Source organism: Moritella dasanensis ArB 0140 (genome assembly GCF_000276805.1).
In the GTDB taxonomy this organism is placed as follows: domain Bacteria; phylum Pseudomonadota; class Gammaproteobacteria; order Enterobacterales; family Moritellaceae; genus Moritella; species Moritella dasanensis.
Window position 1 is genome coordinate 1 of sequence record NZ_AKXQ01000010.1, and the last position, 19,359, is coordinate 19,359.

Annotated in this window: 15 protein-coding genes; 11 read left to right on the plus strand and 4 right to left on the minus strand. The window is 42.3% G+C overall.

Annotated elements, in window-relative coordinates; all coding sequences use genetic code 11:
* The 5 genes from A923_RS0109780 to yghU all read left to right on the plus strand — a co-directional run.
* A partial coding sequence (locus A923_RS0109780; RefSeq protein WP_017221495.1) for a putative Ig domain-containing protein occupies window positions 1–4,172 on the plus strand: 4,172 nt, incomplete at its 5' end.
* A 632-nt stretch (window positions 4,173–4,804) separates the two neighbouring features.
* Complete coding sequence (locus A923_RS0109785; protein WP_017221496.1) at window positions 4,805–5,605, plus strand: transporter substrate-binding domain-containing protein; 801 nt, start codon at window positions 4,805–4,807, stop codon at window positions 5,603–5,605.
* A 57-nt stretch (window positions 5,606–5,662) separates the two neighbouring features.
* The gene (locus A923_RS0109790; RefSeq protein WP_017221497.1) at window positions 5,663–6,610 is read left to right on the plus strand and encodes an amino acid ABC transporter permease; all 948 of its coding nucleotides are present in this window, start codon (window positions 5,663–5,665) and stop codon (window positions 6,608–6,610) included.
* Window positions 6,611–6,632: 22 nt separating this feature from the next.
* Window positions 6,633–7,358, plus strand: a complete 726-nt coding sequence (locus A923_RS0109795; RefSeq protein WP_026006180.1) for an amino acid ABC transporter ATP-binding protein — start codon at window positions 6,633–6,635, stop codon at window positions 7,356–7,358.
* Between the two features lie 239 nt (window positions 7,359–7,597).
* On the plus strand, window positions 7,598–8,455 hold the full coding sequence (gene yghU, locus A923_RS0109800; RefSeq protein WP_017221499.1) for a glutathione-dependent disulfide-bond oxidoreductase: 858 nt from the start codon (window positions 7,598–7,600) through the stop codon (window positions 8,453–8,455).
* Between the two features lie 134 nt (window positions 8,456–8,589).
* Here the strand turns inward: yghU and A923_RS0109805 are convergent, their stop codons facing one another.
* Complete coding sequence (locus A923_RS0109805; protein ID WP_017221500.1) at window positions 8,590–10,713, minus strand: methyl-accepting chemotaxis protein; 2,124 nt, start codon at window positions 10,711–10,713, stop codon at window positions 8,590–8,592.
* 416 nt (window positions 10,714–11,129) lie between these two features.
* Between A923_RS0109805 and A923_RS0109810 the strand changes: the two genes are divergently transcribed.
* Together A923_RS0109810 and A923_RS0109815 are read left to right on the plus strand one after the other, a co-directional pair.
* On the plus strand, window positions 11,130–11,453 hold the full coding sequence (locus A923_RS0109810; RefSeq protein WP_017221501.1) for a hypothetical protein: 324 nt from the start codon (window positions 11,130–11,132) through the stop codon (window positions 11,451–11,453).
* A 165-nt stretch (window positions 11,454–11,618) separates the two neighbouring features.
* Window positions 11,619–12,551 (plus strand): exopolyphosphatase, encoded by a 933-nt coding sequence (locus tag A923_RS0109815; protein WP_017221502.1) that lies wholly within the window; start codon window positions 11,619–11,621, stop codon window positions 12,549–12,551.
* Window positions 12,552–12,784: 233 nt separating this feature from the next.
* Here A923_RS0109815 and A923_RS0109820 read toward each other — a convergent pair whose 3' ends face one another.
* Together A923_RS0109820 and A923_RS0109825 are read right to left on the minus strand one after the other, a co-directional pair.
* Entirely contained in the window at window positions 12,785–12,949 is a 165-nt protein-coding gene (locus A923_RS0109820; RefSeq protein WP_017221503.1) for an SEC-C metal-binding domain-containing protein, read from the minus strand.
* A 117-nt stretch (window positions 12,950–13,066) separates the two neighbouring features.
* Complete coding sequence (locus A923_RS0109825) at window positions 13,067–13,873, minus strand: RecX family transcriptional regulator (protein WP_017221504.1); 807 nt, start codon at window positions 13,871–13,873, stop codon at window positions 13,067–13,069.
* 277 nt (window positions 13,874–14,150) lie between these two features.
* Between A923_RS0109825 and A923_RS0109830 the strand changes: the two genes are divergently transcribed.
* From A923_RS0109830 to A923_RS0109840, 3 genes are all read left to right on the plus strand, one after another.
* Complete coding sequence (locus A923_RS0109830) at window positions 14,151–15,542, plus strand: glycoside hydrolase family 1 protein (protein WP_017221505.1); 1,392 nt, start codon at window positions 14,151–14,153, stop codon at window positions 15,540–15,542.
* A 135-nt stretch (window positions 15,543–15,677) separates the two neighbouring features.
* Window positions 15,678–16,016, plus strand: coding sequence for a TehB family protein (locus A923_RS0109835; protein WP_017221506.1), 339 nt, complete (start codon window positions 15,678–15,680; stop codon window positions 16,014–16,016).
* Window positions 16,017–16,028: 12 nt separating this feature from the next.
* On the plus strand, window positions 16,029–16,646 hold the full coding sequence (locus A923_RS0109840) for a DsbA family protein (RefSeq protein WP_017221507.1): 618 nt from the start codon (window positions 16,029–16,031) through the stop codon (window positions 16,644–16,646).
* Window positions 16,647–16,799: 153 nt separating this feature from the next.
* On the opposite strand, the gene A923_RS0109845 is transcribed toward A923_RS0109840, so the two are convergent.
* Window positions 16,800–18,392: a BCCT family transporter gene (locus A923_RS0109845; RefSeq protein WP_017221508.1), complete on the minus strand. Its 1,593-nt coding sequence runs from the start codon at window positions 18,390–18,392 to the stop codon at window positions 16,800–16,802.
* A gap of 377 nt (window positions 18,393–18,769) precedes the next feature.
* Between A923_RS0109845 and A923_RS0109850 the strand changes: the two genes are divergently transcribed.
* Window positions 18,770–19,342, plus strand: a complete 573-nt coding sequence (locus A923_RS0109850) for a DUF2238 domain-containing protein (RefSeq protein WP_017221509.1) — start codon at window positions 18,770–18,772, stop codon at window positions 19,340–19,342.
* Window positions 19,343–19,359: the final 17 nt, after the last annotated feature.

Below are 19,359 nucleotides of genomic sequence, written 5' to 3' on the forward strand. Positions count from 1 at the left end.
CGGATTCATTTAGCTATAAAGTTAATGATGGCTCGCTTGATTCGAATACAGTGACCGTGTCCATCAGTATTAATGGTCAAAATGACGCGCCAGTTATAACTGGCAGCCCAGCAACCACAGTTGCAGAAGATGTCGCTTATAACTTCACGCCGATGGTCAGCGATGATGATAATGATGACACTAAAGCATTCACTATCACTAACAAACCAAGTTGGGCAACGTTCAGCACAACCACGGGCGGGCTTTCGGGTACACCAAGCAATGACGATGTTAAAGCAACTAGTGGCATTGTTATTACGGTAACGGATAGCAAGGGTGTCGCGGATAGTTTAGTACCCTTTACTATTACGGTCACCAACACCAATGACGCGCCTGTTATCAGTGGCACGCCAGCAATCACAGTCGCAGAAGATGTCGCTTATAGCTTCATCCCGACAGTGACAGATGTGGACAGTGATGATACTAAAGCATTCACTATCATTAACAAACCAAGTTGGGCAACATTCAGTTCAACGACGGGTGTGTTATCTGGTACACCAAGCAATGACGATGTTAAAGCAACCAGTGGTATTGTTATTACGGTAACGGATAGCCAGGGTGTCGCGGATAGTTTAGTACCCTTTACTATTACGGTCACCAACACCAATGACGCACCTGTTATCAGCGGCACACCAGCAACCACAGTCGCAGAAGACGCTGCTTATAGCTTCACGCCTACAGTGACTGATGTGGACAGTGGTGATACAAAAACATTCAGCATTAATAACAAACCAAGTTGGGCGACATTCAGTACAATAACGGGTGTGTTATCTGGTACACCAACGAATGATAATATTGGTACAACCAGTAATATCATTATTACGGTGACCGATGGCAGCGCTGCGACAGCCAGCCTGAGTGGTTTCAATCTTACGGTGACGAATGAAAATGACGCACCAGTTATCAGCGGCACACCAGCAACCACAGTCGCAGAAGACGTTGTTTATAGCTTCACGCCTACGGTGATAGATGTGGACAGTGATGATACAAAAACATTCAGTATCAGTAGCAAACCAAGTTGGGCTACGTTCAATACCATAACTGGGGAATTGTCGGGCACCCCGACTAATACGCATGTTGGTACGACATCCAGCATTGTTATGACGGTAAAAGACGGCTCGAATGTCACCGATGACTTAGCCGCGTTTAGTATTGAAGTCACCAACGTGAATGATGCGCCCGTAATATCAGCATCACCAATAACACTCGCTGTCGCAGGCGTTGCTTATGGCTTTACGGCAAGTGCAACTGATGTGGATAATACGTCAGCCGAACTCACTTATAGCCTAAGTAATCAACCAAGCTGGTTAACGATTAACGCAATAAGTGGTGTGGTCAGTGGTACGCCTACGGCAGCAGAAGTCGATGTGACCACCAGTAATATTACAGTGAGTGTATCAGACGGCAGCGCCAGCGATTCACTCTCCTTTAGCATTGCAGTGGATGGCGATCTGGATGGCGATCAAATCGGTGATGATGTTGATAGCGATATCGATGGCGATGGCATGAGCAATGAGTTTGAACTTGCAAATGGCTTAGATCCGCTGGATGCTAGCGATGCTAGTTTGGATTTAGATGGCGATGGCGTCACTAATTTAGATGAATATTTAGCTGGAACTGATCCGACTCGGGATGATTACGCCCCTGTATTTACCGCGCTGGAAGATTTAATCGGAGACTTAGCCGTAAATGCCACGGGGTTATTTACTAAAGTCAGTTTGGTTGTCCCAACTGTCGAAGATGGTAAAGATGGAACCTTGCCTGCTCAATATGATCTGTTCGCCTGTGTTAGCGAAGATGATGCGGTTGGCAAATCAGCGCAAACCCATTTTGCACCTGGTTGCTATAACATCCTCTGGTCAGCAGTAGATTCCGCTGGTAACAACGCCAATCTAACCCAAAAACTGCATGTTATTCCGTTGGTGGAGTTCAGTAAAAACCAAGATACCGCAGAAGAGGGCGAGGTGTCCTTTGATATTATCCTTAATGGACAGGCTGCAATATATCCAGTGACTATTCCATTTACTATATCGGGAACAGCGGTTAACCCTGAAGATCATAACCTTACCGATAGAAGCGTTAGCTTGCAAAAAATAACAGGTGCAGTCAAAGGTGAAATAACAGCAACCGTGACCTTTGACGTAAGGGATGATGGCGTAGGTGAGGGGACTGAAAACATTACGGTTACCATGAACCAACCAACTAATGCGGTTATAGGTGCTAAAGATAGCCACACAATCACGATTTATGAAGAAAATGTTGCCCCCAAGGTACGGTTTAGTGCTACAGCAACGGTTACGGAAAATAGTGCGATTAAACGAATTATCCATAATGATGATGACGAGTTCACTATTCACGCTGTGGTTGCCGACCCAAATACGGGTGATAACCACAGTTATGATTGGTCATCCAGTGACGGTGCTTTAGGTGATATTGATAGTACGAATAGTCAATTCACTATTAACCCAGCGGACTTGGCTGCAGGTAGTTATAAGTTAGTGGTGCAGATAAGTGATGGTGAAAAAACCGCTATGGTAGAAACATCCCTGCGAGTAATAAAAGATGTGATAGCGCTTGGTAGTAGCGATAGCGATGGTGATGGTATTAGCGATGAAAGCGAGGGCTTAACAGATAGTGATCTTGATGGGATCCCTGATTACCTTGACCATATTGCACTGGCCAGTAATGTTATTCAGGAAATACGCAGTGAGTCTGCTGGCGAAGTGATTAATAGTCAGGCGTTCTTAATGGAAACTGAGGCCGGATTGTCACTGAGATTAGGGCATGTGGCATTTGACTCAGGAAGCACTAGTCAAACCGGTAATGAAGCGGGTTCTGGCGTCTCAGCCGAGAATATTGCCGAGTTTCATGAAGTGGGCAGCGGCGTTGCTGAGGAGCTAACCCGTTATAATTTTGATAATGGTATTTTCAATTTCATTGTCGATGATCTGCCTGTAGCAGGGCAAAGCGTTAATATTGTGCTGGCGCAGTTTAAAGCAATCCCCGCCGATGCTATTTATCGAAAACTGATGCCAACAGACTGGGTCGATTTTACAGAAAATGCCAATAATCAGCTGAGCTCGGCACCCGGCGAAAAAGGCTATTGCCCACCTCCGGGCAATGTTGCTTACGTGGCGGGATTAACACTGGGTCATTGGTGTGTACAGCTCACCATTGAAGATGGCGGACCGAATGATGCAGATGGTGAAATCAATGGTGCCGTGAATGATCCTGGCGGTGTCGCTACGGCACTCTTTGAACCCATTGAAGTGACAACGAAGGGTAAAGGTGGCGCGGGGTCAATGTCTGAAAGTTTAGTGATATTACTTGGATTATTGGCGTTAACAAGGGGCGTAATGCAATCAAAAACAGGCACTACTTACTGGCGGGTATTACAGTATAGTTTGATTGCTATGGCTATTATGTTGAAGTCAGCTCAGGCCGCCGACAGCACGTCGACGGAAAATACACCAGTAAGTACGACGACAACTGTGGTAACTGCGACTCCCATTGTTCAAGAACTACAGGGGGTGACGACGCCGACAACAACAATGGCATTGGAAAAAACCACGCAGAAACGTTTTTACATCGGCATGAGCGTACTGGCGGTCAAAAGTGAAGAGCGTAACGATGATTTTGAGCGTGAGCTAACTCAGCTAGGCTTAGATGCTCAGGTTAGCCAAAGTGATTTGTCTCGACCGGGTTTCCGCGGTTATATCGGACTACAAACTACCCCCTGGTTAGCATTTGAATTAGGTTATGTTAATTTAGGGCAGGTTGAAACAACGCTAACTGGGCAGGCTATTGATGCCAACGGCTATTTAGATAGTGCTCAGCAGGTTTATCCGGTCACCGCAGATGCTGGCGTGCTTGATATGATCTTTAATTTGGCTTTGACTGATCATATCAGCGGAGTATTGCAAGTGGGCAAAATGCGTTGGGCCAGTAAGTATGAGTTATCCTCGGGAGCGATGACCCGTGAGTTTGATGACAGTGGTTGGGGCACCCATTATGGAGCTGGGGTTGAAGTCGAGTTTGTAACCGCATTGCCTGTATATTTTGGCTGGAACCGTTATGATTTTGCCAACACCCATGTTGATGCATGGGAGTTCGGGATCAAATACCGTTTCTAACCCTTAACGGTGGGATGCATGGTATTAAAACTTAACACTGGCTTAGCAGTTCTAAGTTTGTGCTGTAAAAAGTAAAATATAAAAAAGGCCTGATTTTCAGGCCTTTTTTATGGATAAATTAAACCCTGTCTAACCCGCAGCGGATTAGTGTGCTACCAATTGATGGCGATGACTTTGTTGTGCTGTACCTGCTGTAATCTATGCGAAGAGGTTGTTCGTATTAATCTGGATCTATAAAGAACCTGTTAATTTTGGTCTTAAGGGGAGGCTTATTTTTAACAATCAATAAATATACCTCTTATTTTCTGCGTTTTAATCAGTATTGACCACCTTATTTTATCGTTTGCATTATTTTTCTTGTTGTTACCAGTGTTAATTCTTTGTTATGTGTTTTAGTTCAATGTTATTTAGTTCAGCCTGGTGCATAGTGGTTCTATATTTTTAATTATCATTATATTTAGGTCTAATTAGCTGCTTTATTGAGTTTGCATAGAGTGGAACACTGATTTTTAGTGTTTTTAGATATGAATATGTAAGCGTAATCTTTGCTTGGATATGCTCAAAGTAATGGTAATTATGAATAAACACCGACTAATGGATTAATTTGTTCGAAAATATAACAAGGAATTAATATGAAAAAGAATAAAATCAGCAAAATTATCGCTTTAAGTACAATGATTTTCTGTTCTGCAAGCGCTAATGCCGGTGCTGTATTAGATGGCATTGCTGAATCGGGTGAGTTACGCGCATGTTTTGATGCTGGCTATATGCCGTTTGAGATGAAATCAAAGAATAATAGCTACATCGGCTTTGACGTCGATTTAGGTAAAATGATGGCAAAACAAATGGGTGTTAAATATGTACCTGTTAATACGGCATGGGACGGTATTATCCCTGCACTTATTACCGGTAAATGTGACGTGATCATGGCGGGTATGACGGTTACTGCTAAGCGTAATCTGAAAGTTAACTTTGCTGACCCGTATATTGTTGTCGGTCAATCTATCATTATTAACCCGAAACTTAAGGGTGAAATTACCAGCTATAAAGATCTGAACAATCCTAAATATACAGTGGCGGGTAAACTTGGTACAACGGGTGAAGTTGTTATCAAAAGAATGCTGAAAAAAGCCAAATACAATGCGTTTGAAACAGAAACAGACGCGGCTTTAGAAGTCATCAACGGCAAAGCGGATGCAATGGTTTACGATATGCCATTTATTTCTATTTATGCTGCGCAAAACAGCGATAAAGTTGAATCTATTCTTGAACCTTTTACTTACGAGCCGCTTGGTTGGGCTGTGAAACAAGGTGATCATGACATGCTTAATTTCCTGAATAACTTCTTGCGTCAAGTCAAAGGTGATGGCACCTATGATCGTATCTATGACAAGTGGTTCAAGAGTGATGCTTGGTTAAAACAAGTTAAATAAGCGAATGGGCCAGTAGCCTTCTGTTACTGGCTTTTTAGCTCTTTATTTGGGATTAATATGCACGATAAAAAAAATAATTGGATGTGGCACTTACTGTCTCTTATAGTTTTGGTCGCAGTAGGATTTTCAATCTATTCAGCATCACAAAAAATTGATTATACTTGGCAATGGAATCGCGTGGTTCCCTACATTATAGATACCTCGCCAATAGAAACGTATGCTGAGTATGATGGCACCATCATCATTAATGACGCAGGTCTTATCACTGTTGAGTTCGATAACGGTGAACCAACGCAGGTTGTCGCAAAAGCAGATGATCTATTTGTCAGTGATGGCGATTTGGTTTTTGAAGGTGATACAGTATCCAGCCTCGATCAACAGAGTATGGGTGTGTTGTTACAAGGTTTGTTGATGACGATTAAGTTGTCACTTATCTCGCTGTTTTTTGCAGTTATTATTGGTTTAGTCGCGGCATTAATGCGTATCTCCACCAATCCTTTAAGCCGGAACTTCGCCTTTTTATATGTCGAAGTGATCCGTGGCACACCGTTACTTGTGCAGATATTTATTGTTTACTTCTTCTTAGGCACTATTTTCGATTTAGATCGATTTACCGCGGGTATTGCAGCTTTATCTGTGTTCACCGGTGCTTACATTGCTGAGATCATACGTTCAGGTATCCAGTCTATTTCACCTGGTCAAATGGAAGCTGCACGTTCGTTGGGTATGAGTTATCCAAAAGCGATGATCTACGTCGTGTTACCACAGGCATTTAAACGTACTTTGCCGCCAATGGCTGGTCAGTTTATTAACTTAATTAAAGATTCATCTCTGGTATCAGTGATCTCAATTACTGATTTAACCAAAGCTGGGCGAGAAGTGGTTGCGGGCAGTTTCGCTACCTTTGAGGTTTGGTTTGCGGTAGCTGCACTTTATCTTGTACTTACTTCAACGTTATCTTTCGGCGTTCAGCGCATAGAAAAGAGGTTATCAACCAGTGACTAGAGCAAATTATAACGGCGATGATATGGTGATCGCCACTGATGTAGATAAAATATATCCTAACAAGTGCCATGCCCTTAAAAAAGTATCAGTTACTGTTAAGCGCGGTGAAGTCGTGGTTATTATTGGCCCATCGGGGTCGGGTAAGTCTACATTTCTACGTACGTTAAACCAGTTGGAAACGGTGACTGAAGGCGATATTACGATTGATGGCATCAATATGTATGACTCCTCGACCAATATTAATACCCTACGTGAAAACGTCGGTATGGTGTTTCAATCGTTTAATCTTTTTCCGCATTTATCGGTTAAAGAAAACGTGAAGCTAGCGCCATTAAAGGTATCAAATTTGGGCAAGGAGCAAGTCGAAAAAGATGCTATAAGCTTGCTTACTCGAGTCGGTTTAGCTGAAAAAGTGGATGTGTATCCAAGTCAGTTATCCGGTGGTCAACAACAGCGAGTGGCAATTGCCAGAGCGTTGGCCATGAAACCTGATCTGATGTTATTTGATGAACCAACATCAGCACTCGATCCTGAAATGGTTGGGGAGGTACTTGAGGTGATGAAATCACTAGCCGAAGAAGGCATGACTATGGTTGTCGTGACTCACGAAATGGGCTTTGCTAACGAAGTTGCCGACCGAGTGTTGTTTATGGAAGATGGTCAACTGCTTGTTGACGATGTACCAGCTAACTTTTTTGAAAACCCTTCTCATCCAAGATTAAAGAAATTCTTATCGAGTATCTTGTAATATAAATGACTAATCCAACCCTAGCTCCCAGACAGCAGTAAGCTGGTTATCTGGGAGGCGGGGTGCTTTAATTCACAAAAAGCATCAACGCCTATCTTCTTAGCGGACAATATTGTCCCATACTCCTTGAGTAATATCGCACATCAATATAGTCTTTTATAACAGCCTAACCGCTTCATGCATATGTGATTGACTCACTCACGTCTCCTAAACAAAACCAATAGCATTGAGAGAACATTATGGAAAATGGATATACACCACCTAAAGTTTGGGTTCATAACACAGATGGCGGTAATCAATGGGCTAGTATTAATCGTCCAGTATCAGGCGCTACTCACGAACAAGCATTACCTGTAGGCGAACATGCTTTACAACTTTATTCGTTGGGCACGCCGAATGGCCAGAAAGTAACGATCCTGCTCGAAGAGTTATTAGCATTAGGCATTAAAGAAGCTGAATACGATGCCTATTTAATTAACATCGGTGAAGGTGAACAATTTTCGTCAGGGTTTGTGGGCGCTAATCCAAACTCAAAAATTCCCGCGTTAGTCGACAAATCAGGTGATGATGAGGTTAACGTCTTTGAATCGGCTTCAATTTTGGTGCATTTAGCTGAGAAGTTTGGTCAATTTTTACCAAAAGAAGGCGCAGCTCGAACGCAAACGTTTAACTGGTTGTTCTGGGCGCAAGGCTCGGCACCATTTTTAGGCGGTGGTTTTGGACATTTCTATGCTTACGCGGATGAAAAGTTTGAATACCCGATTAATCGCTTTGCCATGGAAGCTAAACGTCAGTTAGATGTTTTAGATAAGCAATTGGCGCAACATACCTATGTTGCAGGTGAAGAGTACAGTATTGCCGATATAGCTATTTGGCCTTGGTACGGCAATCTCGTACTTGGTAAACTGTATGATGCAGGTGAGTTCTTACAAGTCGAAAGTTATACCCATATTATGCGTTGGGCTACCATGATTTCAGAAAGAGAAGCTGTGCAACGTGGTCGCGTTGTTAACCGTTCATTTGGCGAGGAGTGGGAGCAAGTACCTGAGCGTCATAGCGCGGCTGATATTGATGCTGTGTTGAAGCTTAAGCCTTAAGCTTAAATTAAAGAAAGCTAACTCTAAAGCTTAGCGCTTTCATTTATCACAAAATAAAATGCCCATCATCAGCAAGTATTACGGCTGATGATGGGCATTTTTAGTTAACGGCTAATTCACTTTTAACTGACTAACTAATCTACTTTAAACTGACCCACTAATGCCTGTTGTTGTGATGATAGCTGGGCAATATTCTGACCTACTTTTTCTGCGGCAGTCGATTGATCTAACATTGACTGGCTTAGGTCGCGGATATTTGCCACGTTACCGTTCACTTCTGTTGATACTGTTTTTTGCTCGCTGGCTGCGTTAACAATTTCACTGTTCATGGTTTGGATATCAGCGACGAAGGATGAGATGTCAGCCAAACTTTCGACTGCTTGTTTCACTTGTGTCGCGGTTTCAAGGGCAAGGTGATTACCTTCTGATATCGCGGTTGTGACGCTGCGAGTACCTGATTGTAGATCTTCGATAACCACTCTAATTTCGTCGACTGAGTCGTGAGTACGACTTGCTAGCAACCTAACTTCATCGGCGACCACTGCAAAGCCTCGACCTTGTTCACCGGCTCTTGCCGCTTCAATGGCTGCATTCAGTGCTAGTAGGTTGGTTTGTTCGGAAATACCTTCAATTACCGACAGTATAGAGCTAATGTTACCGCTATTTTTTTCCAACTCAGTAGCGATTGGTACTGCCATCGCCATTCTTTCGACTAATTCTTGCATGGTATCAGCGGATTGTTGAACCACTGATTGACCACCTTGCGCGAGCTGTTCTGCTTGGCTAGCCATTTCCGCGGCTCTGTCGGCATTCTCTAATACCAATGCTGATGTCTGCGTCATCTCTTCAGAAGCCGTTGCCACCATATCCACTTCTTTAAATTGTGACTCACAGCCTTGGCGTGATTGTTCTGCGATCTCCTCGGCTTGTTTTGAGGTGTTACTGATGGCGTTAGAGGTTTCAATCACTTCTTTAATTGTGCCTTGGATCTTATCTAAAAAGCGGTTGAACCATGTTGCGAGTTCACCAATTTCATCGCTAGACCTGACATCGAGTCGTTGGGTTAAATCCCCTTCGCCAGTGGCAATATCTTGTAAACGGTTGGCGACGGCTTTAATTGGCGCGACTAATTTTACTGCTGCAAACCAAATAATCAATAAACCAAAGAGGGTAACGATAACCCCTGTGATGATTTGGATCTTAAGGCTGTCTGCAGCTTGTACTTCAATCAGTTGATTTAGCGCTAACGCATCGGCCATCACGCTTGTTCTTGGCATCGTAATGACAATGCCCCAGTTTACGGCATTAAGTTTAATCGGCATGAACACTGTTAGAGATTGCTGATCGCTACTCCATTGTGATTGGGTTACGCCATTCGCTAACCACTGCTTCAATTGCGGATCATTGACTTGTGAGCCAATGGTAGAATCATCGCCATCGGTTGCAATTAATTGACCGTTATTACTGACAATTTGTACCTTGCCTGCACCAGAGAATAGCGCTTGGTCGGCACTTAATGCATATTGCTGCAGCACATCGATTTTTAGGTCTATACCTGTGACTGCAATGACCTCGCCGTCTTTACGCAGGGGAACAGTAATGGTGCTGATTAACTGCGAAATACCGCTTTCATTATATAAGTAAGGTTCGATGACACACGTGCGGTTATTAGTCGTGCTACAGCTATACCAGAAGTTGTCTGCTTGTCCGCTGGCAGCCTGCGATGAGTTGTTGATCTGCTGTTCAGTTTTAATGGTCAGCGTCGGCTCGTTTTGATTGTTCTTATACCAATAGGCAGAAAAACGGCCTTGATCATTGGAACTGACATAATCGGCGTTCGCATAATTACCGTCTTCACCATCAAGAGTATCGGGTAAAAACGTCGTAAATGCAGCGTGCATATTATCGAAGTTCTGGATCGAACGCTTTAGCAATTCCGAGACGGAATTACGCAGTTGGTCACTGCTAGTAAAGTTTTCTTCCGCGTTATACTGCAAGAAAGCAATACTCTCGGCGAGCATTTCTGCACGGTAAGTCGCTTCATCTAAGTATTTTTGCACGATCGAAGCTTGTGTGTTGGCTTCACTCATGAGTAATTGTTCGGATTTTTCACCGACAGAATCGCTGGTTTGAAGCTGAATAATTTCTTGATTGGAAGTTGATGATGAAAGTGTAAAACTGATTAATGATATTGCGACAAGCAAAATGCAACATCCAGAAAGCAAAGTTATCTTCCATTGAACTGATAACGAACCCATGTAAATTCCCTTTAATACCCTAATATAGTTACGGCTGTTAGGTTTATATGTCAAATAAACGCCATACTAATTGTTTTAAATATGTTTATAGCAAGTTAACGCGAAACAATAAAGTGTTACGAGTAAATTAAACCGTTTCAGCTGAAAGTAGTAATGGCATGGTCATACTAAAGTGCTACTTAGCTCATCATTATATTTTTGCATAATTGGAGTTGTAAAAAGGTGGACTTGGTATTGTTTTCTTGTGGTTAAATATCAAAAAATTGCGTGTTATCAGTAAATAAAGATTTATTTGTCACTATTTATTACCCTTGGTGGGCATTTTATTTAGGCATCACTAGACTTAGCACTACTGAGTCTATTTATAAGTGCTAATGACTGTTTATAGATTTTAACTACAATTTGAGGGTTTGTTAATGAAAGTGGTCAAAGCATTAAGTACTATTTTGTTGTCGGTCGTTTTAGCGGGTTGTTCTGGCACATCGATGAAAACACAAAGTCTCGACGAGAGTCAATATACTGTTCTTGGACCTGGTTCTGCTACAGCAACTGGTATCATGTTATTTCAGTTTATTCCAATCCAACAAAATGACCGCTTTGTACGTGCTCAAAATGCGGCTATTGCAACCCAAGGTGGTGACGCGCTTATTAATGTAGAAGTACAAGAAGATTGGTTTTGGGCATGGATATTGAACGGTTATCAGACTACAGTGTCGGGCGATGTCGTTAAGTTAAAATGAAATAAATCATGACTGTTATTCATCCATCTTGGGCTCGTTTTGCGCGCAAGATCAAGCTTGGATAACAGTAACACCTATCTGGGGTAATCTCCGCTTGATTCTCACACTTCTAAGCGGTTATCTTTAGTCATCTTAGGTTTAAACTTATGTGACAAAGGAATGAATATGTCAGAGCAAAAATATAGACTGGTAACGCGAAGTGATTTTGATGGTTTGGTATGTGCAGTATTATTGAAGCAGCAAGACCTTATCAGTGACATTAAGTTTGTTCATCCTAAGGATATGCAAGACGGGAAAATTGATATTACCCCGAATGATATCGTCACTAATCTACCTTATGTTAAAAGTGCCTATCTGACTTTTGATCACCATCTTTCTGAAACAATCCGTAATACTGGCGAACGCGCTAATCACATCATTGATCCTGATGCGCCTTCTGCTGCACGTGTTGTGTGGGATTTTTATGGTGGTCTAGACACATTCCCTGCTGAATGGACTGAAATGATGGAGGCCGTTGATAAAGGTGACTCTGCACAGTTCAATCGCGACGAAGTATTAAACGCGCAGGGCTGGAACCTGATGAACTTCTTGATGGATGCGCGAACTGGATTAGGGCGTTTCCGCGAATTCAGAATATCTAACTATGCCTTGATGATGGATCTGATTGATTATTGTAAAGACCACAATATTGATGACATTTTACAATTACCCGATGTGAAAGAACGCATTGAACTGTACCGCGAACACGAAACTATGTTTAAACAACAGGTTCAGCGCTGTGCAACCGAGCATGGTAACTTAGTGTTACTTGATTTAACGGACGAAGAGACTATTTTCGCCGGTAACCGCTTCATGATTTACGCATTATTCCCACAATGTAATATTTCGATTCACAAGATGTGGGGCTTCCAAAAGCAAAATATCGTCTTTGCGACGGGTAAATCTATCTTTGACCGCAACTCGAAAACGAACGTCGGTGAGCTAATGCTTAAATACGGCGGCGGTGGCCATATTGCTGCTGGTACATGCCAGATTGAAATTGAAAAATCAGAAGCAGTACAGCAAGAACTTATTACCAAGATTACCGCTGACGGTTAGCACGTATCTTCTCTCTATTTATGGGCTAAAATCGAGCGATTACAGCGTTAAATAGTCAATACCCAGTTAGCAAAAAGCCCCCACAGCTATTTTTCTTTATATAGAGAGAAAGAGAAATAGTTGTGGGGGCTTTTTAGTACAGCTAATAACGACAGTCATTAACTGTACTACTTTGGACTAATTTAGTACGTCTACTATATTAGCTCAAAGTACATTTATTAAAGCGTTGCTTATTAACCGCAACACTTCTTAAATTTCTTACCGCTACCACATAGGCAAGGATCGTTACGACCTACTTTAGCGCCATCTCTTACGATAGGAGCTTGTGGTGCGTGATCATGGCTACAGCCTGGACCGTGTACGTGACCTTCTTCGCCGTGTGTATGTTGGTTTGTCATTGTCTATTCCTTATTCGATTTCGGTACTGGGTTATCTTTGATGAAACTATATAACAAAGTTTTTAGGATTTGGCTAAAGTTATTGCAAATAAATTGCAGTGGCAGCCAAATTAGCCATTAATCAGACGGATTCAGGGCTTCTTTGATTTGGTCTGAGTCAAAACCTTTACCAGATAAATACGCGTAAGCTTTCGATTTTCCTGCGCCACTCTTAATATCAAGGCGTTTTTTGGCCAACACATCAATACAGCTTTGATAAAAATCGATATCACCCGCTTCTTCAAGTTGATCAATCAGACTGTCGAACTCTTCAACGTCAATGAGCTTTTTACGCAATTCATTGAGTATCACTCGTTTACCTTTGCCTTTACGGTATAGCTTCATGACTTCTTTGCTCAGGTCTGCTTTTTCAGCTTTAACTTCAAGCTTAGATCTTAAGGTGTCTTTTTCTGGGTGCATCGACAGGGCATGGTCAATTTCGGCGCGTGAAAAGCCTTTGGTGGTGAACTGAGAGTAGACTTTTTCTTTGGTAGTGTTGTGGAAGTTTTGAAATGTATTGCTTAAGCGTGATTCGGCGAGGGCGAACTGATCGATATTTTCATCATACATAACTTGTTCGATGGCTTCTGCTATTTCTTTTTGGCCGACACCGCGAGCACGTAATTTACGAGTGATGGCTGATTTACCTTGCTCGTTATGAAACGCAGACTCAGCAAAACGCATTGCAAAGTCAAAATCGCTTTTGATGTAACCTTTCTCAATGAGGTCGGCTAGTACCGTTTCTACCCAGTCTTGATTTTCTGTTTTGCGCTCAAGCTTGGCGCGTACTTCTGCAAGCGTGTAGTCTTTTTGTGCTAAATGCCAGTATGCTGAGTTATATACGTTTTCAATTGCTTTTGCTTGTTTGAGTTCTTTTTGCAGCATAGAAGACCTTCTATTTGATTAGCCGTCGGTTGTTAGACGTTAATTTTAACATTGATAGGGGAAAAAGATGAAGTTCATTACCAAATGTTATCATAATAAGTATGCTTGATAATTGTTATTCATAAATCCCACTCATTATAATTACATCTATAAATTTTTAATAAAATCAATGTTAGCCTAATTCAATATTGAAAATGTGAGCTTCTTCAATGAGTTATTATTTTTGATCGTTTACTCTAGAGCTCAACATGGATAGTGATAAATAATTGAGGGACAGATGAATCTATTTCCACGGGATTTCCTATGGGGCGGCGCTATTGCTGCGAACCAAACCGAAGGTGCATTTCAGCAAGACGGTAAAGGCTTATCAACAGCAGACTTATTGCCCAATGGCATTTTAAGCCAGCATCAAGAAAGTGCGGATAAAACACCGGGTATTAAAGATCTCGCCATCGATTTTTACAATCGCTATCCACAAGACATTCAATTATTTAAAGAGATGGGCTTTACGTGTCTAAGGTTGTCGATTGCCTGGACGCGTATATTTCCGAATGGCGATGAAAGCCAACCCAATGAAGCGGGTCTGGCTTATTATGATGGTATTTTTGATGAATTAGCCAAGCATGATATCAAGCCTTTTGTGACGTTATCGCATTATGAAATGCCAGTGGGATTAGTTGAAAACTACGGTGGTTGGGCTGACAGAAAACTGATTGGTTTTTTTGAACGCTATGCGACGACGGTGTTTACACGTTACCAGCATAAAGTAAAACTGTGGCTGACCTTTAATGAAATCAATATGTCACTGCATGCGCCTTATACCGGCGTCGGTTTACCCGAAGCTGCGGATGAACAAGCGATTTATCAAGCCATACACCATCAACTGCTTGCCAGTGCCAAAGCGGTTACCCTGTGTAAACAGATCATCCCCGATGGGAAAATTGGTAATATGTTATTGGGTGCGCTGAATTATCCTTATACCTGTAACCCCGATGATGTCATGGCTGCGGTGCATGAGAACAACAAATGGTTATTCTTTGGCGATGTACAAACCCGTGGTCGATATCCAGGGTATATGTTGCGTTACTTCAGAGACAACAATATTGACGTCATTATGGAAGAGGGCGATTTAGAGACGCTTGCTCATGCCAGTGTCGATTTTATCTCGTTTAGCTATTATGCCAGTGGTTGCGCGAGTGCCGATCCTAAGCAAAAAGAAGTCGGTAACATCGTTGATAGTGTGCCGAATCCGTATTTAGATAAAAGTCAGTGGGGTTGGTTAATCGATCCGAAAGGTTTACGGATATTATTGAACTTCTTGCATGACAGATACCAAAAACCATTGTTTATTGTTGAGAATGGCTTAGGTGCGCGTGACGAAGTGACTGCGGATGGCGAGATCATAGATGATTATCGCATTCAATATTTGAACGATCACCTTGTACAGGCCAGAGAGGCGATTTTAGACGGTGTTGAATTGATGGGGTTCACTAGTTGGGGGCCGATCGATTTAGTGGCTAATTCCACTGCCGAGATGGATAAGCGTTATGGCTTCATTTATGTCGACCGTCGTGACGATGGTAGTGGCACGTTAGAACGCACTCGTAAAGAAAGCTTTTTCTGGTATCGTGATGTAATTCAAACACGTGGTGCGTCGCTTACCGCCTAGTATTTATAGGTGTTATAACTGTTGTAACATCTAACCGTTATAACACCTTACTTGCGCTCACTCATAATGGGCGTATATTTTATAGCAATCAATGATTAATTATCATTCACGTATTTCTATAAAAGTGAGGTGCTTATGCCTGTTATCCCAACAGACTTTGTGAACTACAAATCAACTCCTGTCTTTACGCCTGCAAATATTCCTAAAATGTTCCTGCATTTGCATAATACCCGCGCGGGTGTTTACGGTGAAATTAACGTTATTAGTGGTTCGTTAAAGTTTTATGGCTTTGCTGAAAGGCGTGGTGCAATCGAACAAGAAATAGTGATTGGGCAAAATGAGACCGCAATTTCCCCTCCTGAGTATTGGCATAAAGTTGAATTCATGTCTGATGAGACCAGTTTCAGAGTCGATTTTTACGCCCAGCAAGATTCAGATATCGTGGCTGAAAATCGTTCAGAACGCAGTGATTAAAGGAAAACGTCAATGTCAGCTTTAAAACCAAAATTGTATTATGTTTATGATCCTATGTGTTCGTGGTGCTGGGGTTATAAACCGGTGTGGGAGCAAATTAAACAAGCCCTTGCCGATGACGTTGAAGTTATTTATGTATTGGGCGGTTTAGCACCAGATACCGACGACCCTATGCCAGAAATGATGCAGGCGCAAATTGCTTCTTACTGGAAGAAAATTGAGAACTTTCTCGGCACCAAGTTCAATTATGAATTTTGGACCGAGAATAGCCCTCGACGTGCGACTTATCCTGCTTGTCGTGCCATTCTTGCCGCGCGTTCACAAGGTGCCGAATTAACAATGCTGAATGCTATTCAAGTCGGCTATTATACCGAAGCTAAAAATCCGAGCGATAACGCTATGCTGGTGGCTTTAGCAAAAAGTATTGGTTTAGATATTACCGAATTCGAGACCGAGTTTTTAGCGCTCAAAACGCATCAAGCATTATTAACTGAAATTAGGTTTGCGCGTTCGATAGGTGGCAGCAGTTTTCCATCTTTGTTTGTTACTAAAGAAGGCAAGCAGATCGAAATACCAGTGGACTATAAAGACGCTGAATCAACGGTTGAATTGATAAGAAGTACTATTTGAACGATTAGAAGGGTTAAAACGATTTCGAAGATAAAACGATTTTGAAGATAAAAAACAGCCTGACTTTATTAAGTAAATATCACTTATAAAGTCAGGCTTTTTTTGTAGGTTAACAGCTTTGTAAGACTAATAGCGTTACAAAACTAATAGCCATTACGCTTGTGCTAGTTCTTTCTCAGCAGCTAACGCTTCTTGTGCATGCGTCATCTTAATGGCAGCCATCGGGCCTGTTATCAGGGTGATAGCAATTAAGAATGATACTGGTACAGCCGTGATAACAATGAATGATTGCAATGCATTCAAACCACCGTCACCTGCAAGCAATAATACCGCCGCAACACAGCCCATGATCACAGCCCAGAATACGCGATGTTTACGATCTGGTTCATTATCACCTGATACCACCATAGCAATTGAATATGCCATAGAGTCACCCGTTGTCACGACAAACGTGGTTGTCAGTACCAAGAATGCAGGTAACAAGATAAAGCTTAATGGTAGTTGCTGTAATGTTGCTAGCAATACCGCAGGCAAGCCTGCTTCAGCTAATGGTCCAGAAATAATCCCAGGCGTTTGTAGCTCAAAGAAGATACCTGTGCCACCGAGTGCCGCGAACCAGAAGTTTGTAGCAATTGGTGCGCCAACGGCAACAGCCAATACCAACTCACGAATAGTACGACCTTCAGAGATACGCGCAATGAAAATAGCCATCATAGGCGCAAAACCAATGAACCAACCCCAGAAGAACCAAGTCCACCAAACATTCCAACCTGGATTGTCGTTAGTGATACTCATGGTTGGCATGTCTTGCAAGTAAACTGCAAAGGCACGACCAAATTGTTCAAAGATGAATTGTGTTGGACCCAAGACTAAGATTGCGATTAGCAATGCAAATGCACCGATAACGTTTAAGCGGCTAAGCCACTGCAAACCTTTATCCATGCCTGATGCAGCTGATGCAGCGCAAATCAACACTACCACAGCTAAAATCATCAGCTGAGAGTTCATGTCGTTTTTAAGGCCTGTTAGCACTTCAAGGCTGTAGCCCATTTGTGATGCTAAGAAGCCAATAGGACCAATAGTACCAGCAGCTACGGCGATAATTGAACAAGCGTCAATTACAGCACCAAACCAATGGTTTTCTAAACGGTTACCAACGATAGGGAAAAGTAACGCACGTGGGCGTAGCTTAATACCATGGTGGTGATGCGCATACATCAACACAATCGTTGCGAGTGTGCCCAGTACAGACCAGGCGAGAAAGCCCCAATGCAAAAAGCTTTGGCTTAAAGCCGGCACAATTGCTTCAACAGTCGAGCCTGTAATGTCAGGATAGCTTGCTGATGGAGTAATGAAATGATAAATCGGTTCTGCTGCAGACCAGAAAACACCACCACCTGCTAATAGCGTACACATGATCATTGCTAACCAGCGGAAGGTGCCTATTTCGGGTTTGGTTTTCATGCCCATACGGGTTTTACCGTAACGGGTCGCCGCGATGCATAATGCAACTGCAAAGTTTGCTACCATTAGCCATTGCCAAAAGTAACCAAATTGTCCAGCAGCGGCTGAAAATAAGTCTTGAATTAAGGTTGTGAAACGAGGGAGGTCAATGATCGCAGCTAATAAGAATAGGCTAATGAAGCCAATCGTTAATGCTGGAACCAATTTGTCGCTTTTGCGACGCTCTGAGGTAGTCGTTGTTACGGGTACATCTTCGCCAATCTGGCATGCATTTATTTGCATAAAATTCTCACTAAGGGGTGAGGGGCGAGATAATACCGACATTGGTGTGATTTTCCAGTTTTATCTACCTCCTTAGATTAGAAGTCTGGTTTATTAGCTTATATCATTGTATTTACATGCTATTTAAACTTTCTTCATAATCAGTAAGTTATGACATTAATTACCCCGCAAGTAATAATGTGATATTTATCACGGTTATTTTATCGACGATTTTCAGGGTTGTTCACTTATTGACCACTGCTGGTTAATCGCTGATAGGCATCGAAATAGAAGTTGCCGGGGGGGATTGGCATTTCACTTGTAACATTTGAGCAGCATTAATATACTTAGTAGTCTAACTATTATTTATGGAGTGTAGCGTTATTAAATATCTTTGGATGTTAACTTTTACTGTGGTAATAGTATGGTCTGGTATTGAGCCTAAAGATCAGTTTACTTGGTTTCTTGAAGTCGTACCTGCCATTATTGGTGCTGTTATTCTGGCGTCAACTTACCGGTCTTTCAGGCTTACCTCGCTATTGTACTTTTTCATTTTGGCACATTGCATTGTGCTGATGATAGGCGGTCATTATACCTATGCCGAAGTCCCTTTCTTTGATGGTCTATTTGGTGCTGAGCGTAATAACTACGATAAAGTCGGGCATTTCTTCCAAGGATTTGTACCAGCATTGATTGCCCGAGAATTATTTATTCGCAAAAATGTCGTCAATGGTGCGCGTTGGCGAGTATTATTCATTATTTCGGTGAGTTTAGCCTTTAGTGCATTCTACGAACTGATTGAGTGGTGGGTTGCATTGGCGACGGGTGAAGATGCTGAAGCGTTTTTAGGTACCCAAGGTTATATATGGGATACCCAGTCAGATATGGGACTGGCACTGGTCGGTGCTATTTGTTCGGTAATATTGTTAGCCAAACCCCATGATAAACAATTGAATGCTATTGGTCATTAAAGGCTGTGGATAGTAAG